The organism is Acholeplasma granularum ATCC 19168 (genome assembly GCF_000526235.1).
In the GTDB taxonomy this organism is placed as follows: domain Bacteria; phylum Bacillota_I; class Bacilli_A; order Acholeplasmatales; family Acholeplasmataceae; genus Acholeplasma; species Acholeplasma granularum.
On the sequence record NZ_JAFR01000010.1, the window covers coordinates 79,851 to 102,670 of the forward strand.

The 22,820-nt window shown below is 29.4% G+C and carries 23 protein-coding genes; all 23 read left to right on the forward strand.

The window, feature by feature from the left end:
* Positions 1-57 precede the first annotated feature (57 nt).
* The 23 genes from G324_RS0104820 to G324_RS0104925 all read left to right on the forward strand — a co-directional run bounded on the left by G324_RS0104820 (position 58) and on the right by G324_RS0104925 (position 22,819).
* On the forward strand, positions 58-4,584 hold the full coding sequence (locus G324_RS0104820) for a hypothetical protein (protein WP_025725261.1): 4,527 nt from the start codon (positions 58-60) through the stop codon (positions 4,582-4,584).
* Positions 4,585-4,707: 123 nt separating this feature from the next.
* Complete coding sequence (locus G324_RS0104825; RefSeq protein WP_025725262.1) at positions 4,708-5,373, forward strand: hypothetical protein; 666 nt, start codon at positions 4,708-4,710, stop codon at positions 5,371-5,373.
* A 274-nt stretch (positions 5,374-5,647) separates the two neighbouring features.
* The gene (gene accB, locus G324_RS0104830; RefSeq protein WP_025725263.1) at positions 5,648-6,097 is read left to right on the forward strand and encodes an acetyl-CoA carboxylase biotin carboxyl carrier protein; all 450 of its coding nucleotides are present in this window, start codon (positions 5,648-5,650) and stop codon (positions 6,095-6,097) included.
* Complete coding sequence (gene accC, locus G324_RS0104835; protein ID WP_162146912.1) at positions 6,097-7,476, forward strand: acetyl-CoA carboxylase biotin carboxylase subunit; 1,380 nt, start codon at positions 6,097-6,099, stop codon at positions 7,474-7,476. Before accB ends, accC begins: the two co-directional genes overlap by 1 nt.
* Complete coding sequence (accD, locus tag G324_RS0104840) at positions 7,457-8,335, forward strand: acetyl-CoA carboxylase, carboxyltransferase subunit beta (RefSeq protein ID WP_162146913.1); 879 nt, start codon at positions 7,457-7,459, stop codon at positions 8,333-8,335. Before accC ends, accD begins: the two co-directional genes overlap by 20 nt.
* Positions 8,332-9,165: an acetyl-CoA carboxylase carboxyltransferase subunit alpha gene (locus G324_RS0104845; protein WP_025725266.1), complete on the forward strand. Its 834-nt coding sequence runs from the start codon at positions 8,332-8,334 to the stop codon at positions 9,163-9,165. Before accD ends, G324_RS0104845 begins: the two co-directional genes overlap by 4 nt.
* Positions 9,146-10,078: a beta-ketoacyl-ACP synthase III gene (locus G324_RS0104850; protein ID WP_051457534.1), complete on the forward strand. Its 933-nt coding sequence runs from the start codon at positions 9,146-9,148 to the stop codon at positions 10,076-10,078. Before G324_RS0104845 ends, G324_RS0104850 begins: the two co-directional genes overlap by 20 nt.
* A 9-nt stretch (positions 10,079-10,087) precedes the next feature.
* Positions 10,088-11,011 (forward strand): ACP S-malonyltransferase, encoded by a 924-nt coding sequence (gene fabD / locus G324_RS0104855; RefSeq protein ID WP_162146914.1) that lies wholly within the window; start codon positions 10,088-10,090, stop codon positions 11,009-11,011.
* A complete protein-coding gene (fabG, locus tag G324_RS0104860) occupies positions 11,008-11,754 on the forward strand; it encodes a 3-oxoacyl-[acyl-carrier-protein] reductase (protein ID WP_025725269.1) in 747 nt (248 codons plus the stop codon). The genes fabD and fabG overlap by 4 nt, the downstream gene beginning before the upstream one ends.
* Before the next feature lie 13 nt (positions 11,755-11,767).
* Positions 11,768-13,006 carry a beta-ketoacyl-ACP synthase II gene (gene fabF, locus G324_RS0104865; RefSeq protein WP_025725270.1) on the forward strand — a complete coding sequence of 413 codons (1,239 nt, stop codon included), beginning with the start codon at positions 11,768-11,770 and terminating at the stop codon, positions 13,004-13,006.
* A 2-nt stretch (positions 13,007-13,008) separates the two neighbouring features.
* Complete coding sequence (fabZ, locus tag G324_RS0104870; RefSeq protein WP_035357414.1) at positions 13,009-13,437, forward strand: 3-hydroxyacyl-ACP dehydratase FabZ; 429 nt, start codon at positions 13,009-13,011, stop codon at positions 13,435-13,437.
* Between the two features lie 3 nt (positions 13,438-13,440).
* Complete coding sequence (locus tag G324_RS0104875) at positions 13,441-13,956, forward strand: biotin--[acetyl-CoA-carboxylase] ligase (protein ID WP_025725272.1); 516 nt, start codon at positions 13,441-13,443, stop codon at positions 13,954-13,956.
* A gap of 4 nt (positions 13,957-13,960) precedes the next feature.
* Entirely contained in the window at positions 13,961-14,491 is a 531-nt protein-coding gene (locus G324_RS0104880) for a biotin transporter BioY (RefSeq protein WP_025725273.1), read from the forward strand.
* A 146-nt stretch (positions 14,492-14,637) separates the two neighbouring features.
* The gene (locus G324_RS0104885) at positions 14,638-15,606 is read left to right on the forward strand and encodes an NAD(P)/FAD-dependent oxidoreductase (protein WP_025725274.1); all 969 of its coding nucleotides are present in this window, start codon (positions 14,638-14,640) and stop codon (positions 15,604-15,606) included.
* Between the two features lie 122 nt (positions 15,607-15,728).
* Positions 15,729-15,917, forward strand: coding sequence for a hypothetical protein (locus G324_RS0104890; RefSeq protein WP_025725275.1), 189 nt, complete (start codon positions 15,729-15,731; stop codon positions 15,915-15,917).
* 260 nt (positions 15,918-16,177) lie between these two features.
* Positions 16,178-17,410, forward strand: a complete 1,233-nt coding sequence (locus tag G324_RS0104895) for an ABC transporter ATP-binding protein (protein WP_025725276.1) — start codon at positions 16,178-16,180, stop codon at positions 17,408-17,410.
* Complete coding sequence (locus tag G324_RS0104900; RefSeq protein WP_025725277.1) at positions 17,411-18,277, forward strand: ABC transporter permease; 867 nt, start codon at positions 17,411-17,413, stop codon at positions 18,275-18,277.
* Complete coding sequence (locus G324_RS07325) at positions 18,267-19,049, forward strand: ABC transporter permease (RefSeq protein ID WP_035357415.1); 783 nt, start codon at positions 18,267-18,269, stop codon at positions 19,047-19,049. The genes G324_RS0104900 and G324_RS07325 overlap by 11 nt, the downstream gene beginning before the upstream one ends.
* A 3-nt stretch (positions 19,050-19,052) precedes the next feature.
* Positions 19,053-20,120 (forward strand): ABC transporter substrate-binding protein, encoded by a 1,068-nt coding sequence (locus tag G324_RS07330; RefSeq protein ID WP_035357417.1) that lies wholly within the window; start codon positions 19,053-19,055, stop codon positions 20,118-20,120.
* 96 nt (positions 20,121-20,216) lie between these two features.
* Positions 20,217-20,597 (forward strand): transcription antitermination protein NusB, encoded by a 381-nt coding sequence (locus G324_RS0104910; protein ID WP_025725278.1) that lies wholly within the window; start codon positions 20,217-20,219, stop codon positions 20,595-20,597.
* A 5-nt stretch (positions 20,598-20,602) separates the two neighbouring features.
* Positions 20,603-21,946 carry an exodeoxyribonuclease VII large subunit gene (gene xseA / locus G324_RS0104915; RefSeq protein ID WP_162146915.1) on the forward strand — a complete coding sequence of 448 codons (1,344 nt, stop codon included), beginning with the start codon at positions 20,603-20,605 and terminating at the stop codon, positions 21,944-21,946.
* Entirely contained in the window at positions 21,939-22,124 is a 186-nt protein-coding gene (gene xseB / locus G324_RS0104920; protein ID WP_162146916.1) for an exodeoxyribonuclease VII small subunit, read from the forward strand. The genes xseA and xseB overlap by 8 nt, the downstream gene beginning before the upstream one ends.
* Complete coding sequence (locus tag G324_RS0104925; protein WP_025725281.1) at positions 22,121-22,819, forward strand: TlyA family RNA methyltransferase; 699 nt, start codon at positions 22,121-22,123, stop codon at positions 22,817-22,819. Before xseB ends, G324_RS0104925 begins: the two co-directional genes overlap by 4 nt.
* The last annotated feature ends 1 nt before the right edge of the window (position 22,820 follow it).

The following is a 22,820-nucleotide window of genomic DNA, read 5'->3' on the forward strand; positions in this document are numbered from 1 at the left end:
TTATTTTAATATATAATTAAGGTGAATTAAGATAACAATGTAAAGGGGGATCTTTAAATGAGTGGTTTTGATTTAAATTTAATACCTATGATATTTTTAATATTTCAAATAACTGTTATTGGACTTTTTGTTTTAGTACATCTTTTTTCTGGTAGAAGAAGGGGTTTAGTTAAAACATCTTGGTTTTTTATTGGTGAAGTTATTATGGTATTATTATTATTTTGGGGTATAGGATTAATTCAAACAAATGACTGGATAACTGAGGCAATGGTTAGACAATATGCTTCAATGATTCCAATGATTAGTGGTGATTTAAACCAGTATATGGACCAAATCGTAGATGCAGGAGCACTACCGCTTTTACTTGCTATTATGGATTTAAGCATTAAAATAAGTATATTTGTTTTAGCATTTACAATTTTAAGATTTTTATTTAAATGGATAATTTTTGGGATTCCTTGGGCAATATTTATTAAACCTATCGTAAAAGATAAACCTAAGAATAAATTATTGGGTGGACTTGTTGGCGTATTTAGAGGTGTTTTTTCTGGTTTTGTATTAATATTTCCAGTATTAATATTAATTAATACAGTTGTAGGACAAGGTGTAGAAATAGAAGATCCTGAGTATCAAGAATTAGCCATTACAATATCTAAAGCAAACGATTATAATTTTGTAAAATATGTTAACCAAGCATCTATGATAAACAATGTTGGGTTAGCTGATTTTGTCTTTGACTTGGCATTTAGATCTAAAGTTAATGATGAAGAAGTTATTATATGGCGTACCGAACTATCTTGGATTGCAGAAGCAGGTAAAATGGCTCTTCCTTTTGTATTAGGTGAAAATAGTCAACCTGAGATAACTTTAGCTGAAATCACTAAGTATGAAGGAGCATTTAGTTTATTTGCAGAATCTCAATTAATTAATTCTTCAGTAAAACCATTAATGAAGTTTTCATTATTGGTTATATCTGAGGATGAATCTTTTGACTTTTTAACAAATGAAGAAGTGGATGAGTTGATTGCAATTATTGATAATTCTGAAATTGATTTAGCAAATGATATAAACAGTCTTTATACTGTTATAAAAGATTTACTCACAATTCAAGACTATTCAAAATGGCAAGAAACAATTAATGATTATAGTTTAATTGCTGATTTTAATGAAGAAGAACAAAATTTATTTATTGGCGCACTTCAAAAAATTGTATCATTAGATATATTAAAATTAGCAGATCCAATTATAAGTATTGGTATGTATGATGAGAATGTTGTGAATCAAATTAATTGGTTAGAATCTCCTGCTGATAAAGTTCAACTATTAAACAATGTTAGGAATAAAATTAAGACTTATGAAGGTGAATTTGTTACAACAACACTAGAACAACTAGTGACACTTTTTGATGATGTTTTCTACCAATTTCCTGGTATTGATCTAGATGGAAATGGTACAAAAGATTTAACATTAACTGAGTTATTAAGTGATTTAGGTAAACTTACTAATGTATTAAATAATGATCCTGAATATCATGTGTGGTTTAAAGAAGTTGTTGAAGGAATTGCTGATCTATCAGTTATTGATGTATTTATGGAACCTATTATGGGATTGGCTGTTAATCAGATAACAGGTAATGATAGTTTATTTAGTGAAACAGAATTTAATGAAATTAAGTTAATTATCGAACAAAACTTCGCTACTCAAGATGATTTAAGACGTGAGCTAATTTGGATTGCTGAAGTTTATGAGGCAATTGGTAATCTACATATAGGCGCAGAATTAGATGCGAGTGCTAAACCTGTAGAAATTATAGATAGATTATTATCTGATACAAATGGTCAACTCTTATTTAAAGATACAATTGATAAGTTCTTAGAAGGAACTACAATAAGTGCTTTAACTGAAAGCATGAGCGATGTTTTAATATCTAAATATTTAACTGAACCAGCAGCTCTTGCAGAACCACTAAACCGTGCAACCGTACTAGATGATTTTAGTTTAAAAACTGAAATTGATGTTGTTTTAGATGTTTTATTTGCTTTATATGACGAAGGATTTTCATTAAATAATATGATTGCTGGTAATGAAAATATGTTAAATGAATTATTACCATCCTTAATTAGTTATGTAAGAGTAGAATCTCAAAAAGATTTACTCCTATCATCTAAAATCATGTATTCTTTCTTAGATTACAATTTCAAATCCATTCCAATGTTTGAAATACCAGATGTTTCATACGAAACATCCGGACCATATAATGGTTGGATTAAAAAAACAGAACTATCAGCTCTATTTAGTGTACTTGATGGATTACTAATAGAAATGGAAGCTCAAAACATGGAATTGACTGATTTGCTTGAAGGTTTTGAAAATATGAATGATTTTTTCCCAGTTATTAAAGCATATGCAAATTCAAGTGAAAACAGAACGACCCTTTTATCATCAGACATTATATATAAAACAATCGATGATTTAATTAAAGGTATTGATTTAATTGAGATTCCAGAATCAGCGGTTGACAATGACACTCACTCACCATATTATGAATGGACTCAAAGATTGGAATTAAACAAAATATTAGAATCTCTTGTTATAATGGATATTGATATGCCACAACCAGGAGAATCGATGGATTTAAACAGTATAACAGGTGAACAAATTCATTCAGTTATATTAGTCGAATCTAAGGTTATGACTAGACTCCTTACAACATACATTAAAGATGCTAATATTTTTGATATACCAGATGTTGCATATACTGATCATACAAATCAAGATTTAAAACAAGAAGAACTACAAGCATTAGGTGAATTATTAGTAGATCTAAATCTTAGTTTAGGTGATTTAATTGGTGGAGATACCTCTAATTTATTAAGTAGCTACACGGTTTCAAATTTAACTGCTTTAAGTTATCAAAACTCTTATCTCATGCAAGGATTTATAACTTATGGTATTAAAACAGGTATTGGTAATCCTCATCCGCTTGCAATGAACGCAACATACCCAGAAATATTATCAATAACAGAAATAACAGAAATATTTAAAATTTTAAATGCATTAGATACGATACCTTCTATGTCTGTACAAGACTTAATGGATACATTAAATCCTACAACACTTACTTATGCTCAAACTAATACTGTTGTACAAAATGGTGACTCTATTGTTATAAGAGCTTTATTTAGTGAAAATTTACTTCAAAACGATATGATTGTTTCAAATAATTTAAACTTACAAGATGTTGCTTATCACTATCACTTAGGTGTTAAACAAACAGACTTAATTAGTTACCAAGAAATGCAAAAACTTGTATTATCATTAAGTAATTTAAGTGATCCGGAAGACATTATTTTAGATAGTATGTCCTTAATTAATACCGATACACTAACTATTCAAAATATGATTGATATGGTAAGTGCAGATTCATCAATTGTACGTACACTAATGAGTGATAGCTTAATTACATACGTCACACCAGCTAGAATATTAGATGATGCATATGATAGTTTAGCTCCAAATGATTTAACACAATTAGAACTAGAAAACTTCCTAAATGCAATCGCAGTACTAGATACAACATATAATGATGGTAATGATGCAAACGATGCACCAGTTATGAATTTAGTATCTACCTTAAGTACTACGCAATCAACTCTAACTATAGGACAAATGAAATCGATGCATAGCAAAGATTCATTAATTATGCAAAAGTTCATGTCTGAAGGAATTGTTGATGCTGTAGGCTTATTAGAAGTCAGACAAGATGCATTTGTAGATATACCAAAAGAGGTTATAAAAAAACTAGAAATAACTAATTTACTAGATACTTTAAATGTTATTGCACTTAAGAATAACTCGGATATTCAAGAAGATGCAGATGATGAATCATTAAGTGCAATTATTTCAGGTATTGGTAGTTCAATTGAATTGGATGTATTAGACGATATAGCTACAATAAATTCTATAATTGTCTATAGAAAACTTACAAATGTATTAGCATCATCCTTACCTAGTCCGGTTACCATTCCAAATGCTGCACTACAAGTTCATGCATATACTGGTGATGATATTACTCAAACTGAATTACAAAACTTAATCGCAGCATTAAATGCATTAGGATTTACAGATATGAACGTTGGGTTAATTGACTCTAATGCAACTGACCTTGTTAAGGTAAAAGATGCATTAACTGCTAACTCACTGATTGTAGATAGAATTATTTCTGATGCAATAAATCAAGCAAATATTGATACAGTAGAATCACATGAAGGTACTGAAGATCCATCAATTGATATTCAAAAAGATGAATTAGTTAACCTAGTTGATGGTTTCATTGCATTTAATATTAATAGTGTAGATGATGCATTAACACTTGATTTCGCAACATTTATGACTTTAGTCTCAACATCAGGTGTTACAGAAACAGAGTTTAATGGCTATATAGATTATACTGAACCATATGATCCATTAACTGAAAATATTGGCTTAACAATATTTAAAGATTTTATAATCAGTAAGTCACAAGGTGTTCCATTTGTAGAGGTTAATAATAGACAAGAAGTTAATCAATTATTCTTCCCATAATAAGTTAATACACCTAAAAAATCAAAGAATCCTAAGATATTTAATTTTAGGATTCTTTGTTTATATAATAGAAAAAGTAATACTTTGATGTATAATAATATATGAAAGGTAGGGGATTGATTTATGAAAGCTTCCTATGGATGGTTATTTAAATGGATATTAGCCGCTATATTAATTACAGTCGGACTCACTATGTATTTTCAAAAACCACTTGTATTTTTAGTAACAGGTATCATAATTGTTGTATTTTCACTATTTAGAGTCGTTCCACTAGTTAAGTCACTTAAAAAAGAAGTATTAAGAACAATGAATATCATTGAGATTATATTTGACTTCTTGTTAGGTATTTTAATGATTTATGTAGGATATGAGGCGATTAAATCTGGAAATAATATAGATTCATTTTGGAGTACGGTTTATAAATATACATTAGCATTTATCTTTATTACTCGTGGAGTTGTATTCTTTTACTCAACAGTATTCTTAGATGAAAAGACAGAACAAATTAAGTTTTGGATGCACGTTTTAATCTTAGCATTAGGCGCATTTATTGTAGGGCTTAAAGATTTTAATGAAGAATCAATTGCCATTTTACTTTTAATAATTTCTGTAACAGGTGGCGCATACTTAATATATGATGGATCAAAAGGGTATGGTAAATATCGTCAGTATTCCAGTGAATTAAATAATCCAAAAGTTAAAGTAAAAGATAAAAAAATTGAAAAAGAATTACCAACAACGGATAAAGTCAAACCTGAAGTTGATAAAGACAGACCATATATAAATTAATTTTATCAACTAAATTAAAAGTCTAAGCACATTGTTAAATTGCAATGTGCTTTTATTTTTTAATCGGTGATGTTTTGAACTTCAAATCAATTGACAAAAGTCATAAAAGTGATAGAATGTTAATAAGTTTGAAGTTCAAGATAAATCAAACGTTAAAAAATAACTTACATTATATTAAATATTTCAATGTATAATCATACATTTAACTTTATTATGTAAGCATTTAAAATTAATAAAAAAATGTAAGTAAATAAGGAAAATAGAGAAAGATAATATGAAACTAAACGAAATAAAAAGTATAATTAAAGATTTTGAATCATCAACTTTAACTGTATTAGACCTGGAAACTGAACATGTTAAATTAAGACTTTCTAAGAATAAAGATGAAAAAGTTGAAGTAATAAACCAAACCGTACACAATCAAAACAAAGAAAATATAGAAATTAAAGATACTAAACCAAGTATTGAAACACATATAACCTCAAATGATTTATTAATTAAATCACCACTTGTGGGTACTTTTTATAGTGCTGCATCACCAGATAGTGAACCATTTGTTAAGGTTGGTGATACTGTTAAAAAAGGACAAGTTGTCTGTATAGTTGAGGCGATGAAAATAATGAATGAAATTACATCTTTAGTTGATGGTAAAATTACTAAAGTGAATTTTAAAAATGGCGATGTTGTTGGTTTTGATGATGTCTTATTCAGTGTGGTGGAATAATGGCACAAAATAAGGTATTAGTAGCAAATCGTGGTGAGATTGCAGTAAGAATTATTCGCGCATGTAAGGAATTAGGAATTCCTGTGGTTGCAATATATTCTACAGCAGATAGTGATAGTTTACATACTAAGTTAGCTGATGAAGCAGTCTGTATTGGTCCCGCACGTAGTAAAGATAGTTATTTAAACATGCAATCAGTATTAAGTGCAGCTATCGCAACAGGATGTAATGCGATTCATCCGGGTTATGGTTTTTTATCAGAAAATGCTAAATTTATTGAGATGGTTGAGTCAACAGGTATTAAATTTATTGGACCATCATCTAAGGTTGTTAGTAAACTTGGTGATAAAGCAACAGCAAGAGCTATTGCTAAATCAGTAGGAGTACCCGTTGTTGAAGGATCTGATGGCGTTGTTGAAAATAAAGATGTTGGATTAAAAATAGCAAAACAAATTGGATATCCTGTCATGATTAAAGCAAGTTCTGGTGGTGGTGGGCGTGGTATAAGCGTTTGTCACAATGATAGTGAATTTAAAAAAGCATTTGATATGACATCTATGGAGGCAGAATCATCATTTGGTGATAAATCAGTTTATGTTGAAAAGTTCATTGAAAATCCACGTCATATTGAAATTCAAATTATAGCTGATTCTAAAGGTAATGTTGTTCATTTATTTGAACGTGATTGCTCAATGCAAAGACGTAATCAAAAGTTAATTGAAGAAGCACCTTCATCCATTTTAAATGATGAATTAAGAAAAAAAATGGGTCAGGCTGCAGTTAAGTTAGCAAAACATGTGAACTATGAAAATGCAGGAACAATTGAATTTTTAGTGGATGCTAGAAAAAACTTTTACTTTATTGAAATGAATACTAGAATTCAAGTTGAACATCCCGTAACAGAAATGATTACAGGAATTGATCTTGTAAAAGAGCAAATTAAAATAGCTTATGGTAAAGAATTAAGTTTTAAACAAAAAGATATAAAAATATTAGGTCATGCAATTGAATGTAGAATCAATGCGGAAGATCCACTTAATAACTTTATGCCTACACCAGGTAGAATTAAAAATATATTACTTCCGGGTGGGTTTAATGTTCGATTTGATTCTCATATATATCCGGAATATGTCGTATCACCTTTTTATGATTCAATGCTAGGTAAATTAATAGTTTTTGCACCAAATAGAAAAGAAGCAATGCGTAAAATGCGTATTGCACTTGAACAATTAGTTATTGATGGTATCAAAACAAATATTGAGTATCATTACGCAATCATGCATGCAACAGACTTTATTAAAGGAAATTATGATACGGGATTTGTTGCAAAATTCAATGGATTAATTCAAGGTGAATATAATGAATCATTTATTGGATGAAAGAAAAAAAAGATTAAGTAAATTTCATGAAATTATTAAAAAAAGACCTATTGAAACAAAACCTGTAGATATTCCAGATGGAGTATTTACTCAATGTGAACAGTGTAATTCGGCAATATATAATAAAGATTTAGAATCTAATTTTCAGGTATGTCCATATTGTAACTATCATTTTAGAATTTCTGCTATTAAAAGGTTAGAATATACAGTCGATGAAAATTCATTTGATGAACTGTTTGAAAATGTTAAATCTATAAACCCATTAGGTATACCGGAGTATGAAGATAAGCTTATTAAGGGTCAAAAAATGTCAAAACTAAGTGAAGCTTTTTTAGCAGGAACTGCTAAAATAGACGGCATAAAATTGGCAATTGGCGTTCTTGACTCATTTTTTATGATGGGTTCAATGGGATCAGCTGCAGGTGAAAAAATTACTCGATTAATAACCTATGCTGCAAAAAATAATCTACCTTTAGTTATTTTTAGTGCATCGGGTGGTGCGCGTATGCAAGAAGGTATTTTATCATTGATGCAAATGGCAAAAACATCAGCCGCATTAAATAAACTTGATGAAAAATCTTTAGTATATATTTCTGTTATGACCAATCCAACAACTGGTGGTGTAGCTGCATCATTTGCAAGCTTGGGTGATATAAATATTGCTGAACGTTCAAGTTTAATTGGTTTTGCTGGTGCAAGAGTAATTAAACAAACAATCGGTCAAGACCTACCTTTAGGTTTTCAAACAGATGTCTTTCAATTAAGTAAAGGTCAAGTTGATTTAGTTATTGATCGATCAAATATGAGAAAAACATTGTCATATCTACTAAAAATACACCAGGTGAGGACTTCATTATGATAGATATTGAAAAACTATGGGAAAAGGTAAAACTTGCTAGAAGTAATGATAGACCAACAGCAAGTTTATTAATTAAAAGTATGTTTCCTGACTTTATTGAATTACACGGTGATAGGCTATATGGTGATGATGCAGCTATGATTGGTGGTATTGCAACATTTAATGGTATTCCAGTAACAATTATTGCTGAAGAAAAGGGTACGGATACAAACTCTAAATTAAAACATAATTTTGGAATGCCACACCCTGAGGGATATAGAAAAGCACTCAGATTGATGAAACAAGCAGAGAAATTTAAGCGTCCAATCATAACTATTATTGATACACCTGGCGCATACCCTGGACTTGGAGCAGAAGAACGTGGTCAAGCTGGTGCAATTGCACTAAACTTAAAAGAACTGATGATATTAAAAACACCTATTATTGTAGTTGTCTTAGGTGAAGGAGGTTCAGGTGGTGCACTTGCTATTGGTGTTGGTGATCAAATACTTATGTTTGAAAACTCAATTTATTCAATTCTATCACCTGAAGGTTTTGCATCAATTTTATTTAAGGATAGTTCACGCGCTAAAGAAGCAGCTTCTATGATGAAATTAACAGCTGATGATCTAAAAAAATTAGAGATTATAGATGAGATTATTTTAGAAGGTAAAGGTTTAAACTATGAATCTGAAATCGGATTTACAAATTTAAAAACATCGTTACAAAAAAACTTAAAAAAATTAATTAAAACCCCATTAGACATCTTACTAGAAAAAAGATATGAAAAGTTTATGAAGATGGGTATCTATGAGGAAAGTGTAAATAATAATGAAAAAAATGGCAATTAAAATTAAAGCAACTGGTGGATATGCACCAAGTAAAATCATGACTAATGATGATTTTAGTAAGATTATGGATACAAACGATGAATGGATTAGAACAAGAACTGGTATCAAAAGGCGACATATCGCTGAAAATGAAACATCATTTGATATGGCTTATCATGCAGCATTAGATGCTATTACAAAAAGTGGATATGATAAAAACAAAATAGATTTAATTGTTGTTGCAAGTATTACTTCACATGTAAAAACACCTTCAATTGCAAATTTAATTCAAGCAAAACTTGGATTAAATGATAAAAATATAGTTGCATTTGATATTAATGCAGCATGTAGTGGTTTTGTTTATGCACTTGAAATTGCTTCTAGTATGATCGCAACAAATAACTATAAATCAGCACTTGTTATTGGATCTGAGCATATGTCTTCTATTATAGATTGGGAAGATAGACAAACAGCCATATTATTTGGCGATGCTGCCGGTGCAGCAATCATTGAAGCTAGCGATAATGAAAAAGATGAAGTCTTTTTCTATAATGGTTCACGTGGTGATGATACAGGCATACTATGGATTGATCCAAAGGTTAAAATGGCTGGTCGTGAAGTTTATAAATTTGCAGTAGATATTATGCCTAAAGCAATTTCTAAAGTTTTAGAAAAAGCTAACTTAACTATTAATGATATTGATGTAATAATTCCTCATCAAGCAAACTATAGAATCATTCAAAGTGTTGCTAAAGACATGGAATTACCTATTGAAAGATTTTTAATGAACTTAGAAGAGTATGGTAATACATCTGCAGCAAGTATTCCATTCTTATTAGATGAGCATAAGACTCATAATAAAAAGTCTCAAAAAGCACTGCTAATTGGTTTTGGTGGTGGCTTTACATGGGGCGCAGCAATCATCAATATATAAGGTGAAAATATGAAGACGGCAATTTTATTTTCAGGTCAAGGTGCACAATATGTCAATATGGGCATTGATTTTATAGAAAGTGTACCGAACCTAAGAACACGACTAAAAAAAATGTCAAAAATATTACAAATGGATCTAGAAGCATTACTTAAAGATGATAAAAAAATTAATGATACGTTATACACTCAACCTTTAATGGTTGCAGTTGAAATACTTATTCATGATTATTTAAAAGAGTTAGGTCTCAAAGTTGATGGGTATACAGGTTTTTCCTTAGGTGAATTCTCAGCACTTTATGCATCTAATTTTTATGATGAAGATGCCATATTAAAGTTAATTAAAAAAAGAGCAGAACTTATGCAAGAAGCATCTATAAATAATCCAGGAAGTATGGCTGCAATACTTTCACTAAGCGATTCTGATGTAGAAAAAATATGTAAAGAGGTATCTACAAATACTGACATTGTAGTTGCAGCAAACTATAATTCAGATGGTCAATTAGTTATTTCAGGATCTAGACTTGCAGTTGAAAAAGCAGTTACACTTGCAAAAGAAAAAGGTGCTAGACGTGCAATGATGTTAAATGTATCTGGTGCATTTCATTCACCCTACATGAAAGAAGCTGGAATAAAATTAAAAGCTTATGCAAAAGAATTTGAAATAGATGAACCCAAAAGCATAACATATAAAAATACAGATGCAAAAGTATTGAATAAAAATGAAGTTTTAGAAGAAATTGAAAATCAAATTTCTAGTCCCGTTTATTTTAAACAAACTATTGAAAATATGCTTAAAGATGGTTTTACAAGATTTATAGAAGTTGGTCCAGGACAGGTTTTAACTGGATTATTAAAAAAAATTACACCAGAAAGCCAAGTATATAATGTTTCAAAATTTACAGATTTAGCTAATTTAAAGGAGATAATAAAATGAGTCTAAAAAATAAAGTTGCACTTATAACAGGTGGGTCTACAGGAATTGGAAAAGCAATTGCTACAAAATTAGCATCAATGGGGGTTGATATTGTTATTAACTATTTTGTTGGTCCTGAAGAAGCTAATCAGGTTGCTTTAGAATTAGCTCAAAAATATAATGTAAAAACTAAAGCATTACATGCTGATGTATCAAACTTTGAATCATCAAGCAATTTAATTGATGAAGTATTAAAAGAATTTGGAACTTTAAATATAGTTGTTAACAATGCTGGTATTACAGATGATGCACTTATTTTAAGAATGAATGAAAACCAATTTGATAGAGTAATTAATACAAACCTAAAAGGTGTATTTAATATATCTAAACATAGTGCCAGACCACTTTTAAAGTCAGGATATGGTAGAATTATAAACATTGCATCAGTTATTGGTGAATATGGTAATGTAGGTCAAGTTAACTATGCTGCAGCTAAAGCAGGTGTCATTGGTATAACTAAAACTTTAGCTAAAGAATTAGCATCCAGAAAAGTCACAGTAAATGCAATAGCACCAGGTTTTATTGAGACTCAAATGACTAAAAATCTACCTGAACAAGTACGTGCTGAAATGCTAAAATATATAGCTTTAGGCAGTTATGGTCAACCTGAAGATATCGCAAATGTTGTTGCGTTTTTAGCTTCTGAAGAAGCTAGCTATATTACTGGAGTTGTAATTGATGTTGATGGTGGATTAACAATTTAAAGAAGGTGAAATTATGAAAAGAAGAGTCGTCGTTACGGGAATGGGAACTATAAATCCTGTAGGAAATACTGTTGATGAATCGTTTGATGCAATTATTAAGGGTGAAAATGGTATTGATAATATCACTCTTTTTGATACAAACAATAGTAAAGTTAAAATAGCAGGTGAATTAAAGAATATTAACTTTGAAGATTATTTAGACAAAAAAGAAATTAAACGTAGTGACCGTGTCATGGTATTAGGAACAATTGCTGCAATTCAAGCTTATAAAGACAGTGGATTAACACCAGAGAATTATGATCCATACCGTTTTGGTATATATGTAACATCCGGTATTGGTGGATTAAATACTATGGAAGAAGATATTTCAACAAAAGCACTTCGTGGTGTTGATAGAATATCTCCATTTTTTATACCTAATTCAATTGTAAACATGGTTGGCGGTATGATTTCAATTAAATTTAAAGTTAAGGGCCCTAATATACCAATTGTTACAGCTTGTAGTGCTGCAACAAATGCTATTGGTGAAGCCTTTAAAAATATTCGTGATGGATACTTGGATTTTGCTTTTGCAGGTGGTGCGGAAGCTAGTATTAATGAAACAGGTATTGGTGGATTTGCTGCATTAAAAGCTTTATCTACAGAAACTGACCCTAAATTAGCATCCAGACCATTTGATAAAGAAAGAAATGGTTTTGTAATGGGTGAAGGTTCTGGTGTTTTAGTTTTAGAGACTTTAGAAAGTGCCATAAAACGTGGTGCCAATATATATGCTGAAGTTGTAGGATATGGTTCTACATCCGATGCATTTCATATGACGGCCCCTGATAATGATGCTGAAGGACTTACTAAAGCTATTGAGTTAACATTAGAAGATGCTAAAGTAAAACCTGATGTGGTAGATTATATCAATGCACATGGAACATCAACATTACTAAATGATAAAATAGAAACATTAGGTATTAAAAAAGCTTTTAAAGAACATGCATACAATTTAAATGTGAGTTCAACTAAAGGCGCTACTGGACATATGCTAGGAGCTACTGGAGCTGTTGAAAGTATCTTTTGTATTAAAGCACTTCAAACTGGACAAATACCACCAACAATAAACTATCAAAATATAGATCCTGAATGTGATTTAAACTATACAATAAACAAATCGGTTAATAGAAATATAGAATATGCAATGAATATCAACGTTGGTTTTGGTGGTCAAAATGCAGTTGTTTTATATAAAAAATATGGAGTATAAAAATGGCTTTATTAAATCAAGAACAAATCAAAGAAATATTACCTCATAGAGATCCTTTTTTAATGGTAGATGAAGTACTAGAACTTGTAGAAAAGGAAAAATGTGTAGGTATTAAATATGTAAAAGAAGATGAATATTACTTCAAAGGGCATTTTCCTAAGTATCCTGTAATGCCAGGTGTGTTAATTTTAGAAACAATGGCTCAAGTGGGTGCTATTGCATTATTAAGTATTCCAGAATTTAAAGGCAAAATAGGTTTTTTTACTGGTGCAAATAATGTTAAATGGAGAAAACAAGTACTTCCGGGAGATACATTAAAAGTTGAAACAGTTCTAACTAGAATACGTGGTGCATTTGGTGTTGGAAGTGCAAAAGCTTGGGTTAATGATGAATTGGTATGTGAAGCTGATATAAGTTTCGCGATTGGCTAATTTATGGCAAAAATTAAATTAATAGAATTTAAAAAAATTCCTTCAACAAATGATTATTTAAAAGAAAATTATGAAAAACTACCTTCTTTTACATTTATTAGAACAGATTATCAAACTAAAGGTAGAGGACAGTTTGAACGTAAATGGCTAAGTGCTAATGCTAAAAACCTACTACTATCTTTTATGTTAAAAGATATACAAATGGATCAAATAATTATAATTAAAGAGTGGGTTAAAAGTGCAATTTTTTCAACACTTGGATCATTAGGTATGGATGTTTATTTTAAAGAACCAAATGATGTTTATGTGAACGATAAAAAGTTATGTGGTATATTAATGGAAACAAAAGGATCTGGAAATAAATTTGATTATGTGATTATTGGTATTGGTTTGAATGTAAACCAAATTATATTCCAAAACTTTAAAGCAACTTCAATCTTTCTAGAAACAAAAAAAGTTCAAAATGTGAGTGGTATTATGTCAAAACTAATTACAAATCTGTTAGAAAGTTACTTTTAATATTATGACAGTTAAGCGCCTCATAATCATTTCTATGTTTTCAGCACTTATTGTTGTTACAACATTTATAAATATACCCGTACCTCCAGTAAACTTCACACTTCAAACACTGATGATAGTATTAGTTGGTTTATTACTAAATCCACTTGATGCATTTTTAGCTGTATTTGTATATTTAGCTGTTGGATTTATTGGTGTACCAGTTTTCACATCAGGTGGTGGACCACAAAGTTTTCTAGCACCTACTGGAGGATTTTTAATTTCATTTTTAATTACAGCACCTGCTGTATCAATATTCAAATCAAAATCAAAAAACGCATTCAAAGATGGTATCATTTTGTTGATATTTGGTTTTATAGTCGTATATATAATAGGTATTTTAATGTTTATGTTTGTATTAAAAATGGACCTAATACCTGCGATAATATTTTTTGTACCATATTATATTTGGGATATCATAAAATTAATAATCGCATATATCATATATTATTTTATGCCATTAGAAATTATCCAAAAACATTTAAATGGGAACTAATTTAGTTCCTATTTTTATTTTTTTATATGTGAATTTTCAATAGATAATACACATATTACACATAATAAACTAAATAAAGCATTCAATACTGAATATGTATAAAAGTTTGCTATAATCTATAAAGATAATAAGGAGTGAAGAATTATATGCTAGAAGTATTAATAATTGGGGCAGGACCAACTGGTTTGTATGCTGCGTTTTTGGCAGGACTAAGAAATTTAAAATCTGCAATCATTGAATCAAGTGGTGAAGTAGGTGGACAATTAACAGCCGTATATAAAGATAAGTTTATTTATGATATACCTGGTTTTCCAAAAGTTAAAGCTAAAGACTACATTGATGGATTAGTATTGCAGTATGAACGATTTAAAAATGAAATACCTATTTATTACAATGAAGAAGCAATTGATATTAAAAGAAATGATGATCATTTTATTGTGACAACATCAACCAAAAAAATTGAGACAAAATTTATTTTAATCGCTCATGGTGGTGGTGGATTTGTTCCACAAAAATTAAAAGTTGAAAATCATTATGATAATGTTTTATATTTTATAAATGATTTAAGTAAATTTAAAAACAAAAACATCGTTGTATTAGGTGGAGGCGATTCTGCACTTGATTGGGCAACTGATATTAGTGAATATACAAATAATGTGACATTAATTCATCGTCGAGATGAATTTAGAGCACTACAATCTACAGTAGATGAATTCAAAACAAAAGGTAAAATATTGACTCCTTATATTGTAGAAGATCTTATTGGAGAATCTAATTTAGCATCTAAATTAGTACTAAAACATGCAAAAACTCATGAAAAATTAATTATTGAGGCTGACTATATAATTGTTAATTATGGATTTGTTTTAACTAAGTCAAGACTAACAGAATGGGAAATTGAAGGTGAAAAAGGACTGATTAATGTTGATTACACCATGGAAACAAATCAAAAGGGTATATATGCAGCTGGAAATGGCATAAACTATCCTGGTAAAGTAAAACTAATTTCTACAGGACAAGGTGAAGCTGCAACTGCTATACAATCAATTACAACCTTACTATATCCAGAAAAAACAAGAAAATTTGAACATTCATCTACATTAATAAAAGAATAATACAGTCAAACGGCTGTATTTTTTATTAATATTATAAAAAAGTAAATATTACCACAAATGAGCATAATAAAATTATAAGCTAGATACCAGAGGTATAATAAAATAAAAGGGAGGAATAACTTATGACTATTAAAGCATACTTAGAACTTCATAAACCTAAAAAATATATTATTACAGATAGGGTTCGTACACCATTAAAAGAAGAACAACTCAAATGGTTGGACTTAGACGACATTCAAATAAGAACTACTGATGTATTAGCAGACGGTACAGTAAGAATACATTCAGATTATGCACCAGATGCATGCTAATAAATTTTGTGACTCAATATTAAAGTTCTAAAATAACACATAAAAACCTGGCATTTTAATTATGCTGGGTTTTTTATATTTTATGGAATAAACCTTTTTTTAACAAATAAGTTTTATTTGTTGACATCCTTAAAAAAATATATATAATATATGCGATTAGTTTATTGTAGTTTAACTCCTTGTTTATAATAAGTAAACTTTATGAGGTTTCAAAACTTAGATTTTTACAATGAGTAAACTTAGAAAGAAAGGTAATGAATATGGCGTTTATACAATTAAAAGATGTAACAAAAGAGTTTAATAACCAAGTTGTATTAAGAGGAATTGATTTAGAAATTAAAAGTAATGAATTTGTTACCTTACTGGGTCCTAGTGGATGTGGTAAAACTACAACACTAAGAATTATTGGTGGATTTATTGAGCCAACAGGGGGCGAGGTATTATTTGATGGTGAAGATATCCTAAAACTTCCTGCATATAAAAGACCTACAAACACTGTATTTCAAAGATATGCATTATTTCCTCATTTAAACGTATTTGAAAACGTAGCTTTTGGATTACGTGTTAAAGATCAAAATGCAAATTTAAAAGCCCAAATAGATGCATTAAAACAAACCTTTAAAAAAGATGTAGAAAAATTAGAATATGATTTAAATCATAATCGTTCCAATGATCCAAAACTTAAAGTCCAATTTAAATTAGATAAAAAAGATCTAAAAAGTGAGTTAGATGAAAAAGTAAAAGAAATTCAAGCACAGTTCATTTCTAAAAAGAAGTATGAATTTATTATTGAAGAAAAAGTTGAAAAATACTTAAAAATGGTTGGTCTAGATGGTTATGAAGATCGTTCTATATCTAAATTAAGTGGTGGGCAAATGCAAAGAGTGGCAATTGCACGAGCACTTATTAATGAACCTAAAGTATTGTTACTAGATGAACCACTTGCAGCACTTGACTTAAAACTACGTCAAGAAATGCAATATGAACTTAAAGAAATTCAAAAAAGTGCAGGAATTACATTCATATTTGTAACCCATGACCAAGAAGAAGCACTTACAATGAGTGATAAGATAGTGGTTATGAATAAAGGTGAAATACAACAAGTAGGTAGTCCAATTGATATTTATAATGAACCTGTTAACCGTTTTGTAGCTAACTTTATAGGTGAGTCTAATATAGTTACTGGCATTATGAAAAAAGACTATTTAGTTAGTTTTGATGGTTATGAATTTGAATGTGTAGATAAAGGTTTTGATACAGATCAAGAAGTTGATATTGTACTTCGTCCAGAGGATTTAGATATTGTTGAACATGGACAAGGTAAAATTAGTGGTATTGTTGATAGTGTAGTCTTTAAAGGTGTACATTTTGAAATAGATGTTAAGACTAAAAACAGAGTATACACTGTACATACAACTGATTTTAAACCAGAAGGTATGGAAGTAGATTTAGATTGGTTTCCAGAAGATATTCATGTCATGGAGGTATGGTAAATGATTAATTTTCCAAAAAAACAACTTCCTACTAAATCAAATAAAAAATTGAATTATGAGTTTTACTTGGGTATTCCATTTTATCTAATGATTGTCATATTAGTACTCATACCGATAGGTTTAATGCTTCTATATGCTTTTACTACAGATGCGAATAACTTAGTATCCATTAGATTCACCTTTGATAATTTTATCGAATTTTTTGTGCAACCTACATTTTTATCATCTATGTTAGAAAGTGTGTACTTATCGCTTATTTCAGCATTAATATGTTTATTAATTGCTTATCCTTTAGCATTTATATTAAGTAGAAGAAAACTTGTAACTCAAAAAATATTAGTATCACTTATCACATCAAACATGTTTATCAATTCTCTTTTACTGGCATATGCAGTACGTTCAATATTTGAAATGATTGGTAATACATTTTTTAATGATTCACGATACTTACTAGGTACAGATTTAGCAATTATAACTGGTATGGTTTATCTTTATTTACCCTTCATGTTATTACCAATTTACACACATATGGCAAAACTAGATAAAAATTTATTTGAATCAGCAGAAGATTTAGGTGCTAATAAATATCAAACGATTACAAGAGTTGTCATTCCTATGTCACTATCTAGTGTACTGACAGGATTTATGATGGTTTTCTTACCAGCATCAACAACACTTGTAATAACTAGATACTTAGGTGATGGCAAACGTAAAATGATTGGAGACTTAATTGATTTAGCATTTAAGAGTGGTAAATTTGGATATGGAGCAGCAATTGCTTTAGTTTTAGCTGTTATTTTACTTATCTTTGTATATCTCATTAAAAAGCTAGATAAATATGAGGGGGTATTAGCAAATGAAGACTAAGGGAAAGATTTTTGCAGATCTTTATGTAGCATTGATACTTATTGTTGTGATGATACCTTTAGTTTCAATGGTTATATTCTCATTTAATGAATCCAGATCACTTATTGTATTTTCAGGTTTCACATTTAATTGGTATGTTGATCTATTTACTGCAAGAGATTTAAGAGAACCAATTATGAACACATTATTGGTTGCTGGTATAACAACTTTTGTTGCTGTTATACTTGGAACATTAGGGGCAATTGCACTTTCTAAGCAAAATCGTTTATTTAGAGAAATAGCACTATCTGCCAACAACATTCCAATTTTATCTCCAGATATTTTAACAGCTGTAGCATTCTTTGTATTTTTATTAGCATTTAGTATTGAGCGTGGATTATTTACAATGATATTAGCACATATATCATTTTCAACGCCATATGCATTACTGGCAATATATCCTAAAGTACGTAGTCTAGATACAAACTTAGTTGATGCAGCTTATGATCTGGGTGCTACACCAGGAAAAGCTTTATGGAAAGTTGTATTTCCACAGCTTAGAGGCTCAATTATTGCAGGTGCTGCAATAGCCTTTACAATGTCATTTGATGATTATATCATCTCTAAATTTGCAAGTGGTGAACTTGTAAATAATATATCTACTTATATGTATTCACAGTCTCATGGTATTAGACCAAATATTAACGCATTATCTACAATTATTATATTTATTATAGGAATTAAAGTAGTTTTAGATTATGTTAAATTAAAAAATAGAAAACAAGAGGAATAATGAATGAAAAAAATATTTAGTTTTATGTTTATTTTAGTAGCACTTTTCATGCTAAGCGCATGTACAGGTAATGCATTAGTCATCTACATGCCTAAAGAGTATATCTCTGAAGATTTAGTTGATGCTTTTGAAAAAGAATATGGTGTTAAAGTAGCACTACGTTATTTTGATTCAAACGAGGTACTACTAACAAATGCTAAAGTTAACTCATATGATTTAATCATCCCATCAGATTATGCAGTTGAAGAACTTGCAGTAGAAGGATATTTAAAAAAACTTGACTGGGATAGAATTGATTTTGATCAAGCAGATTTTTCAAATAGCTTAGATATAGCAATGACACAACTTAAAACAGATGGATTTGATATTTTAGAATATGCTATGCCATATTTCTGGGGAACAATTGGATTAATTTATAATAATACGAAACCTCAATTATTAACAGATCTTGAAACAGAAGGTTGGGGGATATTAAATAATGAATCATATTCTAAAATGATTTATGACTCATCAAGAGATGCATTTATGGCTGCATTATATGCGCATGATCATAATGTAAATGATGCTACATCAGCAGAAGTAAATGTTGCTAAAGATTGGTTAATTAATGCTTATTCAAAATCAAATGCAGTTATTAAATCTGATGAAATATTAAGTGAAGCGATAAATAATCAAACACCATATGATGTAGCAATGGTCTACTCAGGGGATGCAGTATATATCCTACAAGAAACAGATAATTATTCATTTTATGTTCCTGAATGGACAAATGTTTGGATAGATGGTTTTGTTATACCGGAAAACACTAAACATGAAGACTGGGCATATGATTTTATAAACTTTATGACAACATACGAATCTTTACTAGATAATGCTACAGAAATGGGTTATTCACCAATTAGTCAAGCTGTACATGATGCACTAATAGAAGATACAGAGTTTAACTGGGATAATGATAGAATTGGATATGCATTTTCAGTACCATATACAAATTTTGAAATTTATCGTCATAATTCAGAATTAAAACGTTTAATTGATGATGCATGGGAATTAGTTATATTAAGTAATTAAAAGATAATAAAAATAGGGGTTATGAAGCTTCAAACTTCAATCCCCTATTTTTTTAACATCATTTTATGATAAAATACATATGAGGTAAAAATATACATGGAAAAGCAAACACAACTCATTCAAAAGCGCATGGAGATTATGTATCAATATGCACTAAACGAACATCTAAATTTTTTAGATTATTTAATGTTACCAGAATCAGAGCAGGTTTATATTACATCTGTTATAAGCGAACTTGCTACAATAGATAACTTAATATCATCTACTATCCAAAATTATACAATTGACCGCTTAAATTTTGTTGATTTATCAATTATTCGTTTGACAGTATATGAATTACTAAAAAAAGAGACTGCACCAGAAATCATTATGAATACTGCAATCGAATTGACCAAAGAATATAGTGATTTAGATGATGAAAAACAACATAAATTCACAAACAAATTAATTGATTCCATCTATAAAAAGATAAAGTAGGATATATGCAAGAAGTTAAATATTTAACCGTATCTGCACTAACTGAATACTTAAAAGTCAAATTAGAAAATGATCCCCATTTAAAAAAAATATTTTTAAAAGGGGAAATTTCAAATTTTACACATCATACATCCGGTCATTTATATTTTTCTTTAAAAGATGAAAATGCAACCATCTCAGCTATGATGTTTAAAACATATGCCCAAACAATCAACTTTAAACCAAAATCTGGTGATAAAGTATTAGTTGAAGGTTATATGTCACTATATAAAGCAAGAGGTACATATAGTATTTCTCTTTTTTCTATGACTTTAGATGGTATTGGTGATTTATTCTTAAAATTTGAACAAAATAAGAAAATGTTTGCAGAACTAGGTTATTTTGACGAATCATTAAAAAAACCAATTCCTAAATATCCTACAAAAATTGCGGTTTTAACTTCCAAAACTGGCGCAGTTATTCAAGATATAAAAACAACCGTAGAACGTCGATATTTATTAACTAAAATTATTTTATACCCAATACTTGTACAAGGTGAAGACTCAAAAAATGACATTGTTAAAACAATTCAAAAAGTAAATAATGATAATGAAGTGGATGTAATTATTTTAGGACGTGGTGGTGGATCTATTGAAGACTTATGGAGTTTTAATGAGCCTGAAGTTGTAGTTGCTATACATCAATCTAAAATTCCTATTATTACAGCAATAGGACATGAAACGGATACGACATTAGCAGACTACGTATCAGACTTGCGTGCACCAACACCAACAGCTGCAGCTGAGTTAGCAACACCAAACACAAGTGATCTAATAAAAGAAATAAAAGACAAAACTAGTTTAATGGAATACTATATGAATGAACGTATTAAAAACATTCATCAAACATTAATGAATTTAGAAGAAAGATTACATGTATCTAGTCCTAAGTCTAAACTGGAGCAAGAAAAAAGAAGTGTTGATAACTTAAAATTACGAATCGAAAATCAATATCATAAAAACATTAGTGATAAAACATATCAGTTAAATATATTAACAAATAAATTACAACACCCACAAACAAAAATAGATAATTATAAAGACAAAATAAACTTATATTATAATCAACTGCTTAAAAATTATAAGGTAAATGTAACTTATAAAATTTTAAAAACGCAGTCACTAAACGATAAATTAGACTCGTTAAATCCATTAAGAGTAATGGAACGTGGCTATGCACTAACAACTAAAGATAATAAAGTTATCACAAGTATCAATCAAATAAGTATTGATGACCATCTATCCATTCAATTTAAAGATGGTATGACTAATGTCAAAGTAATAAGCAAGGAAGGTAAGAAAGATGAGTGAAAAATTATCATTTGAAGAAACAATCAAAAAGTTAGAAACTGTCGTAAAAGAACTAGAAAGTAAAGACATCTCATTAGAACAATCCATCTCAAAATATAAAGAAGGACTAGAACTTTCAAAAAATCTATATGATATGATAAAAACTGCAGAAAGTTTGATTGTAGAAGTAAAAGAGTGAGATTAGATGTTTATTTAACAACTAAATATCCAGAATATACAAGGTCAAAATTAAGTGATCTAATTAAACGTGGATTTGTAACAGTTAACGGAAATCAAATTATTAAACCTGGTTTTATTGTAGATTCATCAATGGATATAAAATTAACAAAAAAAGATATTTTTGTATCAAGAGCTGGTGAAAAATTAGATGATGCTCTTGATTTATTTAATTTATCCGTTACTAATTTTACAGTCATTGACGTAGGTGCATCAACAGGTGGATTTACTCAAAGTGTACTTAGTAGAGGAGCAAATCACGTCTATGCTTATGATGTAGGTAAAAATCAGTTAGATGAAAAACTTAAAGAAGACAAAAGAGTTACATCTTTTGAAGAAACCAATATTCTGGATGTAAATGTGCCTTCAAATGATTTAATAGTTATTGATGTTTCATTTACATCAGTATTACCAATATTAACACACCTTAGCACTCAAACAAGTCAAATCATATTTCTTTTAAAGCCTCAATTTGAAGGTGAAATCAAACATTTAAAAAAAGGTATATTAAAATCTGAAAAAATTATCAATCAAATCATAGAAAACACAACAAAACATATCAATTATCTAAATTATAAAATAAAAGGATTTACAAAAAGTATTATTAAAGGTAAAGAAGGTAACCAAGAATATATATTTTATATTACAAAGGGGTAGT